This is a genomic window from Pseudomonas sp. AG1028 (genome assembly GCF_007993955.1).
Lineage (GTDB): Bacteria > Pseudomonadota > Gammaproteobacteria > Pseudomonadales > Pseudomonadaceae > Aquipseudomonas > Aquipseudomonas straminea.
The window spans coordinates 34,565-52,059 of the sequence record NZ_VIVP01000004.1 but is presented as its reverse complement, the minus strand read 5'-3'; the positions used below and the strand labels follow the sequence as shown (position 1 = coordinate 52,059).

General features: G+C 66.2%; 13 protein-coding genes. All 13 read right to left on the bottom strand.

The genetic code is table 11. The features are described from left to right. Window positions 1-6: 6 nt before the first annotated feature. The 13 genes from FB481_RS07480 to FB481_RS07420 all read right to left on the bottom strand — a co-directional run bounded on the left by FB481_RS07480 (window position 7) and on the right by FB481_RS07420 (window position 17,460). Window positions 7-1,038, bottom strand: coding sequence for an iron chelate uptake ABC transporter family permease subunit (locus FB481_RS07480; protein ID WP_147175737.1), 1,032 nt, complete (start codon window positions 1,036-1,038; stop codon window positions 7-9). Beyond that, window positions 1,031-2,020: an iron ABC transporter permease gene (locus tag FB481_RS07475; protein ID WP_147175735.1), complete on the bottom strand. Its 990-nt coding sequence runs from the start codon at window positions 2,018-2,020 to the stop codon at window positions 1,031-1,033. The genes FB481_RS07480 and FB481_RS07475 overlap by 8 nt, the downstream gene beginning before the upstream one ends. Then, a complete protein-coding gene (locus tag FB481_RS07470; protein ID WP_147175733.1) occupies window positions 2,017-2,928 on the bottom strand; it encodes an ABC transporter substrate-binding protein in 912 nt (303 codons plus the stop codon). The genes FB481_RS07475 and FB481_RS07470 overlap by 4 nt, the downstream gene beginning before the upstream one ends. Beyond that, window positions 2,918-4,789 carry an IucA/IucC family siderophore biosynthesis protein gene (locus FB481_RS07465; protein WP_147175731.1) on the bottom strand — a complete coding sequence of 624 codons (1,872 nt, stop codon included), beginning with the start codon at window positions 4,787-4,789 and terminating at the stop codon, window positions 2,918-2,920. The genes FB481_RS07470 and FB481_RS07465 overlap by 11 nt, the downstream gene beginning before the upstream one ends. A 4-nt stretch (window positions 4,790-4,793) precedes the next feature. Then, the gene (locus FB481_RS07460) at window positions 4,794-5,567 is read right to left on the bottom strand and encodes an HpcH/HpaI aldolase/citrate lyase family protein (RefSeq protein WP_093504661.1); all 774 of its coding nucleotides are present in this window, start codon (window positions 5,565-5,567) and stop codon (window positions 4,794-4,796) included. Then, the gene (locus FB481_RS07455; protein WP_093504659.1) at window positions 5,561-7,426 is read right to left on the bottom strand and encodes an IucA/IucC family siderophore biosynthesis protein; all 1,866 of its coding nucleotides are present in this window, start codon (window positions 7,424-7,426) and stop codon (window positions 5,561-5,563) included. Before FB481_RS07455 ends, FB481_RS07460 begins: the two co-directional genes overlap by 7 nt. A gap of 11 nt (window positions 7,427-7,437) precedes the next feature. Continuing rightward, entirely contained in the window at window positions 7,438-8,865 is a 1,428-nt protein-coding gene (locus FB481_RS07450; protein ID WP_093504657.1) for a DHA2 family efflux MFS transporter permease subunit, read from the bottom strand. Continuing rightward, window positions 8,865-10,064 carry a type III PLP-dependent enzyme gene (locus FB481_RS07445; RefSeq protein WP_093504655.1) on the bottom strand — a complete coding sequence of 400 codons (1,200 nt, stop codon included), beginning with the start codon at window positions 10,062-10,064 and terminating at the stop codon, window positions 8,865-8,867. The genes FB481_RS07450 and FB481_RS07445 overlap by 1 nt, the downstream gene beginning before the upstream one ends. Then, window positions 10,057-11,817: an IucA/IucC family siderophore biosynthesis protein gene (locus tag FB481_RS07440; RefSeq protein WP_178109853.1), complete on the bottom strand. Its 1,761-nt coding sequence runs from the start codon at window positions 11,815-11,817 to the stop codon at window positions 10,057-10,059. The genes FB481_RS07445 and FB481_RS07440 overlap by 8 nt, the downstream gene beginning before the upstream one ends. A gap of 85 nt (window positions 11,818-11,902) precedes the next feature. Next, window positions 11,903-13,288 (bottom strand): diaminobutyrate--2-oxoglutarate transaminase, encoded by a 1,386-nt coding sequence (locus FB481_RS07435; protein WP_147175727.1) that lies wholly within the window; start codon window positions 13,286-13,288, stop codon window positions 11,903-11,905. A 211-nt stretch (window positions 13,289-13,499) separates the two neighbouring features. Beyond that, entirely contained in the window at window positions 13,500-15,944 is a 2,445-nt protein-coding gene (locus tag FB481_RS07430) for a TonB-dependent receptor (RefSeq protein ID WP_147175726.1), read from the bottom strand. 65 nt (window positions 15,945-16,009) lie between these two features. After that, the gene (locus tag FB481_RS07425; protein ID WP_147175724.1) at window positions 16,010-16,954 is read right to left on the bottom strand and encodes a FecR domain-containing protein; all 945 of its coding nucleotides are present in this window, start codon (window positions 16,952-16,954) and stop codon (window positions 16,010-16,012) included. Further along, on the bottom strand, window positions 16,948-17,460 hold the full coding sequence (locus FB481_RS07420) for a sigma-70 family RNA polymerase sigma factor (protein WP_147175722.1): 513 nt from the start codon (window positions 17,458-17,460) through the stop codon (window positions 16,948-16,950). Before FB481_RS07420 ends, FB481_RS07425 begins: the two co-directional genes overlap by 7 nt. Window positions 17,461-17,495: the final 35 nt, after the last annotated feature.

Sequence of the window (17,495 nt, the reverse complement as noted above, 5' to 3'; positions counted from 1 at the left end):
GGGTCCTCACTGCCGCTGCTTGATCAGCAGGTACAGAAAATACGGGGTGCCGAACACGGCGACGAAGATGCCGGCGGGCAGGTCCAGCGGCAGGAACAGGGTGCGCCCGGCGAGGTCGGCGAGCATTACCAGGTTGGCACCGACCAGCGCTGCCATGCAGGCCTGGGCGGCGAAACCGATGGGGATCAGCTGGCGAGCGATATGCGGGGCGATCAAGCCGACGAAGGCCATGGCGCCGCCCCAGGCGATCGCCGAGCCGGCCAGGGCCACGCTGACCGCCAGCAGCGCGGCGCGCAGCCACTGCACGCGCACGCCGATGCCGCGGGCCAGGCCCTCGTCCAGTTGCTGCACCACCACGTGGCGCGATAGCAGCGCCAGGACCGGCAGCAGACACAGCAGCACGCTCGCCAGCGCCTTGACCTCTCGCCAGCCCGCGCCGTACACGCTGCCAGTCAGCCACACATAGGCCGACAAGGTGGTGCTCAGCGGGCTGAACACCAGCATGAAAGTCGTGGCCGCAGCCAGCATGGCCGATACACCGACGCCGATCAGCACCAGCCGCAGCGGTGACGTGCCTTGCTTCCAGGCCAGGCCGTAGACCGCCAGCGCGGCACTGCCGGCACCGAGCATCGCCGCCAGCGGCAAGCCGCCCATGCCCCAGGTCGCCGCGAAGGCCGACAGGTACAGCACCGCCGCCGCACTGGCGCCGCTGGACAGGCCGAGCAGATCCGGTGAGGCCAGGGGGTTGCGCACGATGGCCTGCAGGATCAACCCGGACACCGCCAGGGCGCCACCGATCAGCCCGCCGAGCAGCAGGCGCGGCAGGCGCAGCTGCTCGACGATAAAGCTCAGCCCGGCCCCGCCCTCGCCCATCAGTACGGCAGCGACTCGCTGCGGCGAGAGCATGACTTTGCCCAGACACAGGCCGAGAACCAGCACGAAAAGGCTGAACAGCACGGCCAGCAGCAGGCGCAGCGCCCCGGTGCCTTCGATACGCCGCGAGAAACTGCGCCAGCGCAGGCTGTGAGGTCTAGGCATTGCGACCTCCACGGCGTGCTAGTGCAATGAAAAACGGCGCGCCGAACAGCGCGGTCATCACCCCGACCGGCACTTCCTGGGGCAGGATCACCACCCGGGCGAGCATGTCGGCGACCAGCAGCAGCGTGGCGCCGAGCAGCGCGCAGCCAGGCAACATCACCCGGTGGTCGATGCCGACCAGACGACGCACCATGTGCGGCACGATCAGACCGATGAAACCGATGCTGCCCGCCAGGGCCACCGCGCTGCCGGCCAGCATCACCACCAACACGCCGAGTTGCAGGCGGATCAGACCGGTACGCTGGCCCAGGCCGATGGCGATCTGCACGCCGGCATTAAGCACGTTGACCTGAGCGCCGAGCAGGCAGGCCACCAGCAGCGCCACCAGTGCACAGATCAGCAGCGGCACGGCGGTGGCCAGGCTGCGCTCGCTGAGCGAACCGGCCAGCCAGAACAACACGGTATCCAAACCTTGTTGGTCGATCACCAGCAGCGCCTGGCTGAACGCCGTGAACAGCGCGGTAATCGCCGCCCCGGCAAGCACCATGCGCAACGGGTTGAGCGCGCCCTGCCCGCTGTTGCCCACCGTCCAGACCAACGCGCCGGCCACGGCGGCGCCGCAGAAGGCGCTCCACAACCATTGCTCAGGCGCATTCAGGGAGAACAGCGACAGGCTAACGATCAGCGCGAAGGTCGCCCCGGCGTTGATGCCGAACAACCCCGGCGAGGCCAGCGGGTTGCGGGTCATGGCCTGCATCAGCGCGCCGGCCACCGCCAGGCTGGCACCGACCACCACCGCCATCAGCGTGCGCGGCAGCCGGGTGGTGTTGACCAGCAGGTGATCGACGTTCAGCGGGTCAGCATGCAGCAAGGCGTTGAACACGGTGTGCGGGGCGATCCAGCTGGGGCCGGTGGACAGGCTCAGCACGCAGCAAGCCAGCAGCACGAGCGAAGCGATGATCAGTTTGCTCCACGCCGTCATGCCGTGGCGTCCTGCAGCAGGGTGCGTTCGATATCGTCGAGAACGCGATTGGCGCCAAGGATGCCGCCGGAAAATATCCAGGCCACACCATCCACCCACCACACCTGCCCGGCTTTGGGCGCGCTCATGCGCTGCCACAGCGGGTGATGGGTAATCGCCTGGTAATGGCGCTGCACCGCCGGGCTGTCGGCACGGCCGAACACGAAGAATACGTCGGCGTCGGCCACCGGCAGGCTTTCGCGGCTGCGCAGCTTGATGGACACCCCGGTGGCATCGCGGCTCTGGCGGTTCCACACGAAGCCCAGTTCGGCCAGCACGCTGCCGGCGAAGCTGTCGGGCAGGTAGCTGCGCACGTGGTCTTCACGCACGTCCAGCACCGATACGCTGAGCGGCCAGCGCGCGCCGAACTTGCTGGCCAAGCGCGTGCGCAAGGCGCTGATGCGTGCATCCCAGCGTGCTTGCAAAGCCTGCGCTTCGACGTCGCGCGCCGTGGCGGCGCCCATCACGCGCAGGGTGTGGCGGAATTCGAATACCTCGTCGAGCATCACCACCGGGCACAGCTGTTCGAGCAGCCCCTTGATCCGCTCGTGGCGAAAGCGCGAGGCGACGATCAGGTCCGGGGTGAGCAAGGCGATGTCCTCCAGGCTCGGCTGGGTTTCCAGGCCGACATGGGGCACGCCTTCCAGCGCCGGGCGCAGGTAGCGATACATGGGCTTCTCGCTCCACGAATCGACCACGCCGGCCGGCCGAATGCCAAGCGCCACCGCGGTGTCGGTGGCGCCTTGAAACAAGGTGATGACGCGCTGTGGTGCAGGCCCGGCCTTGGCCAGGGGCATTGCACCGGCAGCGATAACGCCCAGGGAAAGGCGCATCAACGTGCGCCTCGACAACGATCCACTAGGTTGCAAACTCGATCCTTTGTAATGGATTGACGACTAACCCCTTGCCGAACGGCATGCTGCCCGGCCCACCGGCCCGTTCGATCATCGGGCGCAGCAGGAGTTTCTGCGGCCAGGTGTCGGACTCGAACAACTGGCCACGCAGCACGGCGCGCGCGTCTTCGTCGAACGGCACAGCGGCGATCCGCTCGCTCAGGGCATGACGCAACACCCGCCAGGCCTGCACGGCCGGTACGTCGTAAACGCGCTCCAGGGTATCGATGATACCGCGCAGGTTGACCTGGATGCCCAGGGTCTGCAGCCAGAACAGCAAGTCTTCGGGGCGCTCATGGTACAGCGTCTGGGCATGACCTTTCTTGATTCGGTACTGCGGATCGAGCATGCCGTTGCGCTCCAGCCAGGGCACGTACAGGCGCAGCGAGTCGTGATCACGCAGCAGCAGCCCACTGACCGTGCCGGCGTCGTACACCAGCACGGCGTTCTGGCCGTGCACTTCGCCGAGCATGCCGAGGCGGAACATGCGCAGATTGACGTCGAAGAACAAGGTGCACAGTTCGCCGAACAGCTGCAGCACAGACGCCGGGCCGACAGGCAGACCGCGCTGGCGGATGCAGTCGTCGAAGAAATGCCGGTCGCTGTCGGGCAATGGCGTCCCCAGCGCGGCCATGGGCAGCAGGCGCTTGGCAGGGTCTGCGAGCAGCGCTGGCGGGTAGCCACGGACCATGGCCGAGAGATGCCGCGGCGCCTCGTCGAACAAGGTGCCGCCGTCGGGCATGTAGCCCCACCATTTGCTCTCGTCGCAGATGTGCAGCGTCTCGCGCAGCACCTCGTCGCGCTCGCGGCCCTGGCGCAGCAGCGCCTCGCTCAGCCCGCCGTTGATCATCTTCACCGCCGGCAGGTAGCGGGAGGCGCCGAGGGAATACACCGCCATCGGCAGCTTTATGTGATCGGCCGGCGCCGCGGCGCAGGCCAGCGAACGCAGCGACGAGGTGGGATGGAAACGGCCTTCCTGGAAGCTCAGGCGCCGGCACTCACCACGCTCGAAAGCCGCGCCGAGCTGCGCAGGCAACACCTGCTCCAGTTGCCAGGGGTGCACAGGCAGGGCGACGTGGCTATCGGCAATGCCCAGGGTGCGCATCTCGGCGTCGAGCTTCGCGTGCTGCTCAGGCTCGAGAATGAACTGGGCCGGCTGGCAGCGCGCCAGCGCCTCGATACCGGCACCGAAGGTCAGGCAGCTTTTGGCCACCGCGACCCAGTTGAGGGCCAGGGGCTGGTCGAACTCGGCCTGGTACTGGCGGTACTGCTCGTCATCCAGGCCCTGCTTGGCCTTGGCCAGGGGATGGAACGGCCGGTCGCGCAGCGAGCCCCACTGCTCCATGGCCAGGAAGAACGCGGCGCCGTCCTTTTCCAGCAGGTCTTCGGTCGGCACCTGGTGGTCGAGGGACAGCGCGGTCTGCCCGACGCTGGTGCGCAGCACGTCCATGAACAGCTCGATGCCCTTGTCGTTGTCGACCGCATCGGCTTTCACGCCTTTCAGGGCCAGGGCCATGAAGGCATCCGGGGTGAGTTGCCGCGTGCTCTGCCCCTGCACGTCCAGCACCGGGGTGCCGGGCACCTTTTCCCAGGCCTGGGTGATGCCCGCGCGCAGGGCGACCGCCAGACCGCGTTGTTCGGAGGCGTCGTAGTGCCAGTGCCAGATTTTGTGCGGCGCCTGCAGATCGGCGAACGCTGCATCCGGATGGGCGGCGCGCCAGGCGGTGGGCTCGACCAGATGGGCGTCGAGGGCGCCGAAGAAATCTTCGGCCAGCAGGCAGTCGACCAGGTCCTGCATCACCAGGTCAGCGGCAATCGAGTGGTTGGTATGAATCATGGGATCAGTTTCCTCGCGTCGAGGTGGCGGCCAGCTTGGCCTGGAGGGCGCGAAACGCGATGCCGCGTTCGTCACCCAGCACGAAAGTGTTGACGCCGCGTTCGAGCCACCGCAAGTGGTCGTCGGGCTGGCGTGGAATGGCGCAGTACGGGATGCCGGCTGCCTGGGCGGCGCGCCAGGTGTCGAGCAGCGCTTGCTGCACCACAGGCCCATCGATCCGCCAGGGCTTGCCGAACGACTGGGACAGGTCGGCAGCGCCTTCGAGGATCATGTCCAGCCCCGGCACGGCGGCCAGCTCGGCGGCACGGCGCACGCCCTCGACGCTTTCGACCATGGCCACGACCATGATCTGCGCGTTGGCCAGGGTGACGTACTCGGCCAGGCTGGCCTTGCCGAAGGCGCCGGGGCGACCGGCATTCAGGCTGCGCTCACCCAGCGGGTGATACTTGCAGGCACGGATCGCCGCACTCAGCTCCTCGGGGCGCTCGACCTGCGGCAGGACGATACCCTGGGCGCCGCCATCGAGCAGGCGCAGCATGCGCTTGGGCGCAAAGTCCGGTACCCGCACCAGGGGCGTGAGCGCATAGCTCTCGGCCGTGCGGATCATGTGCTCGACGGTTTCCGGGTTGATCAGCACGTGCTCCATGTCGATGATCACGAAGTCGTAGCCGGCTTCGGCGATCAGCTCGATGGACGCCGCCGATGGAATCGAGGCGATCAACCCGCGCACCGCCTCGCCGGCAGCCAGTTGCTGTTTGAGTCGGTTGGTTCTCAGCATGGACGTGGTCCGTGGCGGTGCATGGGATTGGGTACGTGCTTGAAGCGCCGCTCGCCGTCGCCCAGCAGCCGGCGCTTGGTCAGTTCCTCCACCTCGTATTCGGCGGCGAACACGTCGAAGGCTGCAAAGCGCGCGGCGTGCTGTGGGTGCTCGCGCTGATAGTCGAGCACCACGTCTGCGGTCATCCGCCAGAACTCGCCTTCGTCCAGGCCATAGTGCTGTCGCAGGAAGATCGCCATCTCGGCCAGGCAGATGAAGAAGAAGGCGTCGCAGGAGAAGTCGCGCACCGCGTTCAGGTCATCGGTGAGGATGAACGAGTTGCGGTTCAGCTTGGCGTGGCTCGCTGGCAGCGGCACCAGCTCTGGCGCCAGTTCAGGGCGAGCCAGGTGCGCCGGCGAGTACCGCACGCCGTCGTGGAAGTCCTTCAGCGCGATACGCTCGGGCCAGCCGTCACGGTGGATCAGCACGATGTTCTGGCCGTGGGATTCCATGCCGATGCCCTCGGCATACAGCATGTGCACGATGGGCGCCACGCTGACGCGCAGCAGCTGCCGCACCCAGGCGTGCAGGCCGTATCCGGCGATCCAGGCATCGATGAACGGGCGCTGCTCGCCCTCGCCATAGCGGTTCTCGACATGACTGAGGCCGTTGAACGGCACGCCCTGCTCGCCCGGCTTCAGGTAGCGGCTGAGGTTTTCCCGCCAGATCGCGCCGAGGGTGCCGTAGGCCTGGCTCTGACGGATGGCGGGCAACTGGGCGTAGTCGAAACTGACCCCAGCCACTTCGCCGAGAACCACGAAACCGAGCTTCTGGGCGGTGGCGTCACTGGCGATCAGTCGTTGCAGCCAGTCATTGATGATCGGCCCGTTGAGCACCGTGTGCCGCGCCAGGATGCGCGTGCTTGAGGTGTTGGTCATGCTCAGGGCGAGCTTCACGTACGGCCGGTCGGGCTGCTCGACGTTGGCCAGGGTGCGGATCGACTGCTGGGGGCGATAATCCGGGCCGGACGTGCCCAGGTACAGGAGCTCGCAGCGGGCCAGCTCGGCCTGGAAGTTCGGCACGATGACCTGCTCCCACTGCCAGGGGTGCACGGGAATCGGCCAGTAGTCGGCGAGCGCGCGGCCCTGCTCGGCCAGCGCACGGTCGATCTCGGCCCAGCGCCCGGCGCCGAATTCATCCTCGAGAAAGCGCTGCAGGTCGATGCCTTGCGACTGGTTCACCGAACCCAGCCTGCGGGCGATGCCCAGCCAGACCACCGCCAGCGGCTGGCCGAACTCCGGGCCATAACGACGGTTGTCGTCCAGGGAAAAGCCGATTCGCGACTTGTAGCACGGGTGGTAGCTGTGGGCATCCATGAAGTGCCGCTCCAGGCTGTCGGCATCCAGGGTGTGTGGCGCTGCAGCGGGCCGGTAGTCCTGGCTGCGCGACTGCAGATCCTTGAGCAGCGTCTGCTCAAGTTCCTGGATGAAGCGCGGCATGTGCGGGCCGTCGGCCAGGTCGCCGAGCAGCTCGGCGATGGCCTGGTGCAGATCCGGCTGAGTGGCCTGGCCCTGGGCGTCGATACGCTGCAGGCTGGCCGAGTCGAGGCGGATGATGGCGAAGCTGTCGCTGAGCAAGCCATCGCAGCGGTACTCGACCGCTGCGCCCTGCTCGTTAGTGCCGGCGACGATAAAGCGTTGGCGACCATCGCCCAGGGGCTCCTGGCGATAGCTCAGCACGTCCTCGTAAAGCAGGGTTTGCAACAGTTGCCCGACCACCCGTTGCGACACCTGGCGGTAGCGTTGCGGGTTGGCCGGGGTCAGCCATGCGTGGGCATGGGCGATCAGTTCGGGCATACGAAGGGGAGAAAACGAAGACATTGATAGACACCTCATGAACGGTGTTCGGACAGCGCCGAGCCGGGCTCGGCGCCGTCACTGGAAAGAGGAAAACGCCAGGCGAACGGCAGGGCGAGAAGGATCAGCACGGCGGTGGCGATAAACACTTCGCCGACGGCGCTGGCGGTACCGGCGTGGGCCGCGCCAGCATGGGCTGCCCCCCAGTCATCGCCCAGGCGAACCTGCAGCCACAGCGACGCCAGCACGATGGCCAGGGACGACAGCAGGCGCCGGGAGATGTTGTTCATCGCCGCGCCCTGGGTGATCAGCGCCTCGGGCAGCACGTCCAGCCCGGCGGTGGTCACCGGCATGTACGAAAGCCCCAGGCCGGCGCCGCGCACCACCATCAGCAGGCAGATGGCGAGCATGCCGACATCGTGATCGATGGTGCCCAGAGCGAAGGTCGCCAGGCCGGTCAACAGCAAACCGGTAGAGACGATGCCGCGCGGCCCGTGGCGATCCAGCAACTGGCCGCCGAAGTGGCCGAACAGGCTGGCCGACAAGGCGGTACAGAGCAGCGCGATACCGGTCCAGATGGCGCTGTGTCCCATCACCATCTGCACCAGCAGCGGCACCAGCACCAGGCACTCGAACATGCCGATGGACTGCACCACGGCGATCACCACGCTGGACCGGTAGCCCTTCAGCGCGAAGATGCGCAGCTCCAGCAAGGGCGTCGGGTGGCGCAACTGGTGCCGCACGAACGCCACCAGGCAGAACGCCGCCAGCAGCAGGCCGAGCAGGTTGAACGGATCCTGCAACGCTTGCAGGTCGTGCAACCGCCCCACGTTGATCATCAGCACGCCGATACCGATCGCGACCAGCAGGTAGCCGGTCAGGTCGAACGCCTTGGCGGCGCCCGCCTCGCTTTTCGGCAGCACGTTGACGCCCAGGCCCAGGGCCAACAAGCCGATAGGCACGTTGACCAGGAACAGCGCGCGCCAGTCGTACCACTGCAGCACCAGGCTGCCGCACAACGGCCCGACCGCCGGGGCGAGCATCACGGCGGCGCCCCACAAGCCGGTCACCGCACCGCGCTCACCTTTCGGGTAAACCGAAAAGATGATCGCCAGCGACAGCGGAATCATCAGCCCGCTGGCGACGCCCTGCACCACCCGGGCAGCGATCACCCAGGCGATGGAGCCGGCCATGGCGCCCAGCAACGAGCCACCGATGAACAGCCCCAGGCCAGCGAGATACAGTGGCTTGCGGCCTGCACGCTGGGCCAGGTAACTGGTCAGCGGCATGGTCATGCCCATGCTCACCATGAACGCCGCGACGATCCACGTGGCCATCACCGGGCCCAGCGCGAACGCCTCGATGAAGGCCGGCAATGCCGGGTTCAACGAGGTGTTGTTGAGGCTCACGGTGGTGGTGCCGAGAATCACCGCCACGACCACCAGGCGACGTGACGCCAGCATCAGCCATCACCTCGACCGACGAACACCTGCTCCGGGCGCGGATGGCAGAGGAAGTCGGCGTGGGAGATGTTGTAGCCGTACGCGCCGGCCATGGGCAGCACCAGCAGGTCGCCAACGGCCGGATCGACCAGTTGGCGACCACGGCTGAGCACGTCCTTGGGCGTACACAGCTGGCCGACCACACTGAAGGGCCGCGACACGCCGCTCGGTTCACGCCCTGCCGCCGGCAGATGGATCACCGGGTGATCGTGGCCCTGGGCGACCGGCAGGCGGAACTGGTGGGTACCGCCGCGGCAGACCAGGAAGTGCTGGCCGTGGCTGGATTTGCTGTCCAGCACCTCGATGGCGTAATAGCCGCAGTACGCACTGATGAAGCGCCCTGGCTCGAAACGCACCACCGGCGCATCCGCCAACGCACCGAGCCGGCGCTCCAGATGGCGACACAGCCGTGGCCAGTCGAAACGCTCGCCGCTCAGGTAATCGACGCCAATGCCGCCGCCGACGTTCAAGTGGGTCACGGTCTCGGGCCGATTGGCCAGGGCCTTCCACTGCGCCCAGCGTTCCAGGTAAAGGTCGAGCAGCTGTTCATGGCGCTCGACTTGCTGCTGGTGGGACATCGCATGCACATGGAAACCCTGCAGGCGCAGGTGGCTGCTGGCCTCCACCCGCTTGACCGCCTCTGCCACCTCGGCTTCGTCCAGACCGAACGGCGTCGCTGTACCGGCCATGGCCAGGCGACTGGATAGCGTGGCCGGCAACTCCGGGTTGATGCGGATGAACACCGCCTGCACCCGACCCAGCTCGACGGCGATGCGTTGCAGGCGCTCGATTTCGCCCAGGCTCTCGACGTGAATGGCCGCCACGCCCTGGCTCAGCGCGGCGCGCAAGTCGGAGTCCAGCTTGCCCGGCCCGGAAAACACGAAGGGCCGGTCGCTGGACGCCGCCTGCAGCCGTTCGATCTCGCCACCGGACGAGATCTCGAAGCCATCCACCAACGGCGCCAAAGTGCGCAGGATAGGCGCTTCGCTGTTGGCCTTGATCGCGTAGAGCAGCTCGACACCGGCCGGCAGCGCGGCCATCACCTCGCGCACGTGCTGCGCCAGGGCGTCGAGGTCGTAGACGAACACCGCCAGGGGATCGGCCGCGCGGCTGCGGGCCTGCTCGATGGCAGCCAGTACGCTGGCGGGCAGCTTATCCATGGCTCACCTCCTCCGCCCACGGGCACGCCAGCCTGACGTAACCGGCGTGCCGGTCGGCCTGGGCCGACAGACGTACCTTGAGATTGGTCTTGCAGGCGATCGGCTCGCCGGCCAGCAAGGCGTCCAGCTCCGGCGCCGGGCGCACCAGCTCGCTGCGCAGCGCCTGCAACTGCCGCTCGACCCGCTGCCACATGGCGACGGCCAGGTGCGGCCGCTCCCAGCTCAGCGCCAGGATGGCCTCGGACAGGTTGTTGACGAACAGGCAGTAGCTGATGCGCTTCCAGCCCTGCTCGCGGGTGTAGGTCAGCGACTGGCGAACGCGCTCGGCAACGCCTGCTTCCAGATGATTCACACCGAGGTCGTCGGTGAGCTTCACCCCTTCGAAGTCGCGCAGCAGCAATTGCGCCGGCCAGCCGTTGTCGTGCACCAGCACGGCGTTCTGCAGGTGCGGCTCGAGCACCACGCCATGGTTGAAGAACAGCGCCAGCACCGGGCGCAGCAACAGCGCCTGGTAGGCCTCGAACCAGTCCAACAGGTAATCGTCGCTCGGTTTGCGCGCCCCCGGTTGTTGCACAAAGCCCTGGATCAGCGGGCGTAGCTGCAGGTTGCGGGCGAACAGCGTACCGGCCATCAGACAGGACTGCGGCGCGGCGTGGCAGCAGAAGTTCTCGCGCAGGATGGCGCCGGTCTGCTCGCGGAACCAGTGCGCGTCCTCGGCGTTGCTGCCTGCCGGCGCCCAGCTCAACGCTCCCGGTTCACTGACCAGGGTGGCGCCACCGATGGTCGCCTGATGCTCACGTTGCAGGCGGCTGAACAGGCGGTCGATGAACAGCGCGCTGTCCAGCTCGTACCAGGCGTTCTTGCGAACGCAATTGGTGATGCGCACATTCAGCGAACCCTTGAGGAAGTAACCGCGGCCTTCGCCGTACCAGGTCCGCATCGACGCGGTCGGGCTGGCTAGCGGGCCTTTCTGGCCGAGGTCGACGATCTCGCCGCTGGCGACCAGCGCCTTGACCCGCGGATCGGCCAGGAACAGCTCGGCCTGTACCGGGTGCAGGCCGATCACCGCACGCCCGCTGCGGGCCAGGCGCTGGTCGGCGAAACCAGCCAGCACCTGCTCGGCGCTCAGGCCATTGCCGTGCAGCTGCAAGCCGTCACGTGGGACCTCGAGCACATGCAGCGGTACCCGTGCGCGGAACTCCGGCGCGTAGGTCTGCTGTCCCAGGTGCTCGGGCCACAATCGGGCCTTGGGCGCCGGGTGGTTGGGGTGGCCAAACCACAGGCCCTGCTCGCTGGCCAGGTAGTCACGCAGCGGGTCGTTGCCCTCGCTCTGCAGGGCGTGATCGACGATGGCGGCTGTTACGCCCTGGCTCTGCATCACCTGTTCGAGCAACTCGTCATTGCGCGAGCCGGTCAGCTGCTGGCAGGCCTCGAGCAGGTGCGCGGCGAACTCGGCGAAGGGCGGGCAATACCAGTCGCCATCCCCCTCGCGCTTATAAAGATCGCTGAGGTAACGCTGGCTGCCGAGCGGGTCGCGACGATCCACCAGCACCAGAAACTGGCAGTTATCCGGCAGGTCGATCAGCAGCGGCAGGCCCTTGCCCTGCATCGCGCGCAGGTAATTGGCCGGCGCGATGCCGCGCACATGGGATGGCCAGGCATAGCGGGCACGGTTTTCCGGCAGCGCGAATTCCTTGATCAGGCAATTGAGCAAGGCATGGGTGGCGGCCATTTCGCTGATCACCCGGGCCATGCTGCCGCGCACCGAATCGATGCGGGTGACGCTGGCCGCTTCCTCGAAGGCGGTCGGGTAGGCACGCGTGGCGCGTGCGGTTTGCTCAGCCACGGGCACCTCCCAGCGCCGCACCCAGGGCGCGCTCGAAACGGGCGACCACCTCGGCGCACTGCGCCTCGTCGATGATCAGCGGCGGCAGCAGGCGAATCACGCTGCCATGTCGCCCGCCGCGCTCGAGCAGCAGGCCCTGTTTGAAGCACTCGCTCTGAATGGCCGCCGACAGCGCGGCGTCCATGGGGTGGGCGCCCTGGGCGTCAGGGTTCTGGCGCTCGTCGACGATTTCCAGGCCCAGCATCAGCCCGCGGCCACGCACCTGGCCTATCGCCGGATAACGCTCGCGCAAACCGTTCAGGCGTGCCTTCAACCAGTCACCGCGTACATGGGCCTGCTCGGCCAATTGGTCGCGCTGGATGATCTGCAGGGTGGTCATGCCACTGGCCATGGCCATCTGGTTGCCGCGGAAGGTGCCGGTGTGCGCGCCTGGCTGCCAGGCGTCGAACTCGCGCTTGATGGCCAGCACCGCCAGTGGCAGGCCACCACCGACCGCCTTGGACATGACGATGATGTCCGGCTCGATACCAGCGTGTTCGAAGGCGAACATCCGCCCGGTGCGGCCGAAACCGGCCTGCACTTCATCGACGATCAAGAGGATGCCGTGGCGTTGGGTCACCTCGCGCAAGGTGCGCAGCCAGGCATCGGGCGCCGGGTTGGCACCGCCCTCGCCCTGCACTGCCTCGACGATCACCGCCGCCGGCAGGCTGACGCCGCTTTCGACGTCCTCGATGAACTGGCTGAAGTAATGGGCCAGCGCCTGCACGCCCGCCTCGCCACCGATGCCCAGCGGGCAACGATATTCATGGGGGTACGGCATGAATTGCACGCCGGGCATCAGCGAGGCCACGGCATCCTTCGGACCGGTATTACCGGTCACCGCCAAGGCGCCATGGGTCATGCCGTGGTAGCCGCCGGAAAAGGCGATCACATTGCTGCGCCGGGTCACCGTCTTGGCCAACTTGAGCGCGGCCTCCACCGCATCGGCGCCGGACGGCCCGCAGAACTGCAGGCAATAGCCCTTGGCCGGCAGCACGCCCAGCAGGGTTTCGCTGAAGGCATCCTTCAATGGTGTGGTCAGGTCCAGGGTATGCATCGGCAGCCCGGAGGCCAGGAAGCTCGACAAACTGTCGACGATGGCCGGATGGTTGTGGCCCAGTGCCAGGGTTCCGGCCCCGGCCAGGCAATCGAGGTAGCGGCGCCCCTCGACATCGGTCACCCACACGCCCTGTGCCTTGGCGATGGCCAGGGGCAGCTTGCGCGGGTAGCTGCGCACATTGGATTCGAAGCGGTCCTGGCGTGCCAGGTAATCCGCATTGTTGCTTTGTACCGCCTGGCGATCGGATCGCTCCAGCGGCAGGGTACGTTCACTCAACATGGTGCTCGCCTCTATCTGTTCGAGGCTCCGGGCGGAGCCGTTGAAAGTCGTCAGCACTGCACTCATCAGTAAGGCGGTCAGTAACGGCAGGTCATGCCGAATGCGGGGCTGCCTTCTTCGAGGCGTCCCGCTTCATCCCTGAATGGTTGGTTTTATTGTATTCAGCGAACGCCCGTTACCAGGCGTTCGCTGTGGAGGTGCAACGGAAAAATCAGAAGCCGAGGGTGGCCGACAGCACGAAGGTGCGTGGGGTCGAGAGCGTAAGGCCTGGCTCGCTGTCGTCGGAGGCGCCAGCGGAGATCCAGTCCCGGGAATTGGCCACGTTCTCGACGGTGCCGCGCAAGGTGACATCGGTTTCATCGACCTTGAAGGCATAACGTGCGCCCACGTCGTAGCGCGTCCAGGAATCGATTTCCTTGGTATTGGCCTGATCCAGGTACTGGGAACTGCTGTACATGCTACGCGCGGTCAGGGTCAGGCCCTTGACCGTCGGCACGTCCCATTCGGCGCCGAGGTTGGCGTTGTACTTGGGCGTCGCCGGCGCGCGGTTACCGTCGGTGGCACCGCCGTTGTTGGTGTCTTCCAGGTTGCTGTCGATGTACATCACACCGCCGAGCAGACGGAACCCGTCGATGGGCTCGCCGAACACGTTCAGCTCGATACCGTCGTTCACCCGCTTGCCGCTTGGGCCGAAGGTGCCCAACGTCTGACCAGGCTGTGGCGCCGCGGTTTCGTAGGCAGGCTGTTTGATGCGAAATACTGCAGCGGTCAGCGCGAACTTGCCCATGTCATACTTGGCACCGGCTTCAAGCTGGCGACTGATGAAAGGCGCAAAGATTTCGTCCTCGTTGTTGGAAGTCGACGGCGCGATCTTGCCCTGGCTCAAGCCTTCCATGTAGTTGGCATACAGCGACAGTTGATCGGTAGCCTTGAACAACACGCCAACCGACGGAGAGAATTTTTCCTCGTCGTAGGACGTTTCGCCCTTGATGCCATTTTCCCAGTCGTCGACCTTCACTCGCTGCCAGCGCGCACCGAGGGTCAGCAGCATCCGGTCTTCGAAAAAGCCCATGGTGTCGGACAAGGCGACGCCGCTGAAGCGGTTTTCGGTGTAGATCTTCGCGTCATCCCGAGTCCGCACGGTCGGCTCCGGCGTAGTGACCGGGTTGTAAAGATTGCCAAGGCGGTTGGCGTAACGCCCACCGCCGTTCTCGAAGTCCATCGAGAAGTAGTCTGCGGCCAGATTGACCTCATGGCTCACCGGGCCGGTCTGGAACCACTTACGCACACCAGCGTTGACCGTACGTACGTCTTCGTCGCGGGTGAAGTCCCGGGGTTGGATGGTGAAATCGCCAGCGGCATTGGTGATCGACACGTTGTGACGCAGGAAATCGTGATTGCTTTTGCGCGCACCTACGGCGCCGTAAACCATCAACGAGTCGTCGATATCGTATTCACCACGCAGCGCACCGAAGGTGTCGCTGGTCTCGGCCTTGGTCCAGGCTTGAGCGTAATTGTGGCGCACGTCGTCGGCCCTCGGTACCGGGGCATTGGCGCCAACCAGCACCCGCTCCTGCGGCGCATCGGTATCGCGCTCGGTATGCCCCACATCCATCGACAGGCGCAGGCGCTCGTCGCGGAAGTCGAGGCCCACCACGGCCATCTCGCGGTTGACCTTCTGGTGATCCCACTCGGTATCGCCGGATTGCTTGACGCCGTTGAAGCGGATGCCGAAGCGGTTGTCCTCGCCGAAGCGGCGACCTACGTCCACCGCGCCGCCGACCTGGCTGTCCGAGGCGTAGGTGCCGGTGAACTCGGTGATCGGCTTGTCGGTGGCGCGCTTGGGCACCACGTTGATACCGCCGCCGACGCTACCGCGCGGGGAGATGCCGTTGACCAGTTGGGTCGGGCCGCGAAGGATGTCGACGCGGTCGGCCATTTCCATGTCGATGGAGTACGTCGGCATGATGCCGTACAGCCCACCGTAGGACACGTCGCTGTTGAACAGGCTGAAACCGCGAATGGTGAACTGCTCGAAGCGCCCGCCCGCCGGGTTGGTGGAACGTACCGCCGGGTCGCTGGCGGTCAGGTCGGCCAGGGTGCGCGATTGCGTGTTCTTCACCGCCTCGCTGGTGTAGGTGGTCATGCTCAGCGGCGATTCCATGAAGTCCCGCGAGCCCAGCAGCCCCTGGGAGCTGCGACGGGCGACCTGGCCGCCGGCGTAGCGCTCGCCTTCCAGACTTTCCGACGGGATGGTCACGCCGGTAATCGCAGTGGGGGCGATTTCCAGGGTATCGGCGCTGTCGGCAGCAGGCGCGATGGTATAGGCCGAGTCACCTACCGGCTGCAGACGCAGACCGCTGCCCTGCAACAGGCGAGTAAACCCTTCATCGACGCTGTAGGTGCCGGACAGCCCCGGGCTGTTGCGCCCGGCGACCAGCGCCGGATCTACCGACAGGCTCACTCCGGCCTGGCTGGCGAAACGGCTCAGGGCCTCGCCAAGGCTGCTGCTCGGTACGCTGTAGCTGCGCTCGGCAGTTTGTGCCTCGGCGGTCAGTGGCGCGATGCTACCCAGACCAAGCATCAGGCTCAGGCAAAAGGTGGAGTAGGAAATCGAAGACACCAGACGAGGCCGATGACGTGTCAGTGATGGCATGGCAGACGCTCTCTTTTTAATTCACTACTTCCCATGACAGGCGAGCAGAAAAAAAGGGACAGCCTTCAGGCAATTTTTTCGCGGGGCACCAAAGTGACCCAGTAACGCGTGCGTTTCTGCACGCTCAGCGGCAGGCTGGCAGCCAGCAGATCGAGAACCTGATCGGTGTCGGCCAGTCGGAAACTGCCAGTCACCCGCAACCTTTCCAAGGTCGGCGACCAGCGCAGTACGCCGGGACGATAGCGCTCCAGCTCGCGCAGAAAATCACCGAGGGGCTGGTTGTTGGCCATCAATACACCGTCACGCCAGCCCAGCTGCCGCATATCGAAGGCCTTCGTGGAGTCCACGCGACCGCCGCGCAGCGTCAGCCGCTGCCCTGCCTGCAGCGCCAGGGTGTCGTAGGCATTTGGCTGCAACTGCCCGACGCCCGTGAACATCGAAAACTGGCAACTGTCACCCTGTTGTCGCACGCAGATTTCGCCCGTGCTTAGCGTCGCTTTGCCCTGATCGGTTTCAATGACGAAGGGCGAGCCCGCCGCGAGCCTTAACGCGACTTCGCCACGCAGCAGGATCAGCCGACGCTGAGCGACGTCGAGGTTCAATGCGCTATCGGTATTGATATCCAGCACGCTGCCGTCGACCAAGGTTAGCCGGCGCTGCTCGCCAACCCGGGTCGCCAGGTCGGCGCGCCAGATAGGCAATTCATGACTGACCAGCCAGGCGGCCGGCGCCAGGGTGGCGACGCCCAATAGCCCCTTGAGCAGGCGCCGGCGCTTTTGATCGGGCCGATCCAGACTGGCCATCGCCAGCTCGGGCGGCACACCGCCAAAGCGCGAGCGCAGGGCCTGGATCTTCTGCCAGGCGTGTTCATGGCTGGTATGGGCGTCACGCCAGCGCTGCAGGGCCGCGTGATCGCTTTCGCGGGCCTCGCCGGATTCGATCAGCGTCAGCCAGCGCGCGGCCGAGTGGGCGATACGGCGGGTGTCGTCACTGATCTCGCGCTTCAGCACAGCTCGACCAGCAGGCAATGCTCGTAGGCCTGCACCATATAGCGTTTGACGCTGCGTTCGGAGACATCCAAGCGTTCGGCGATATCCCGGTAACCCAGGCCTTCGAGCTGACTTAGCAAAAAGGCACGGCGCACCACATGGGGCAGCCCGTCGAGTAGTTCGTCCAGTGCCTGCAGAGTTTCCAGCACCAGCCAACGTTCTTCCGGCGACGGCGCGCAGCTTTCGGGCAGTTGTGCGAGCGCATCGATATAAGCCTGCTCCAGGCTGCGGCGCTTATAGAGGTTGATCAGCAGGCGCTTGCCAATGGCTTTCAGGTAGGCCCGGGGTTCCTGCAGCTCGCTGATCGCCTGGGAGCCGGCCAGCACACGCATGAAGGCGTCCTGGCTGAGGTCGGCGGCGTCCCAACCATTGCCCATGCGGCGGCTGAGCCACTGCTCGAGCCAGCTGCGATGTTCCCGGTACAGATCGTTGAACGCCCGTTCACTGGATACGGCCAGACCACCCATGCAAGCACCCGTTATGAAGATCAATAACGAGATCG

Coding starts and splice junctions, on each gene's coding strand:
- FB481_RS07435 (WP_147175727.1), bottom strand. CDS start 13,288: ATGTTGAGTGAACGTACCCTGCCGCTGGAGCGATCCGATCGCCAGGCG.
- FB481_RS07445 (WP_093504655.1), bottom strand. CDS start 10,064: ATGGATAAGCTGCCCGCCAGCGTACTGGCTGCCATCGAGCAGGCCCGC.
- FB481_RS07430 (WP_147175726.1), bottom strand. CDS start 15,944: ATGCCATCACTGACACGTCATCGGCCTCGTCTGGTGTCTTCGATTTCC.
- FB481_RS07420 (WP_147175722.1), bottom strand. CDS start 17,460: ATGGGTGGTCTGGCCGTATCCAGTGAACGGGCGTTCAACGATCTGTAC.
- FB481_RS07460 (WP_093504661.1), bottom strand. CDS start 5,567: ATGCTGAGAACCAACCGACTCAAACAGCAACTGGCTGCCGGCGAGGCG.
- FB481_RS07440 (WP_178109853.1), bottom strand. CDS start 11,817: ATGGCCCGGGTGATCAGCGAAATGGCCGCCACCCATGCCTTGCTCAAT.
- FB481_RS07475 (WP_147175735.1), bottom strand. CDS start 2,020: ATGACGGCGTGGAGCAAACTGATCATCGCTTCGCTCGTGCTGCTGGCT.
- FB481_RS07465 (WP_147175731.1), bottom strand. CDS start 4,789: ATGATTCATACCAACCACTCGATTGCCGCTGACCTGGTGATGCAGGAC.
- FB481_RS07480 (WP_147175737.1), bottom strand. CDS start 1,038: ATGCCTAGACCTCACAGCCTGCGCTGGCGCAGTTTCTCGCGGCGTATC.
- FB481_RS07450 (WP_093504657.1), bottom strand. CDS start 8,865: ATGCTGGCGTCACGTCGCCTGGTGGTCGTGGCGGTGATTCTCGGCACC.
- FB481_RS07455 (WP_093504659.1), bottom strand. CDS start 7,426: ATGTCTTCGTTTTCTCCCCTTCGTATGCCCGAACTGATCGCCCATGCC.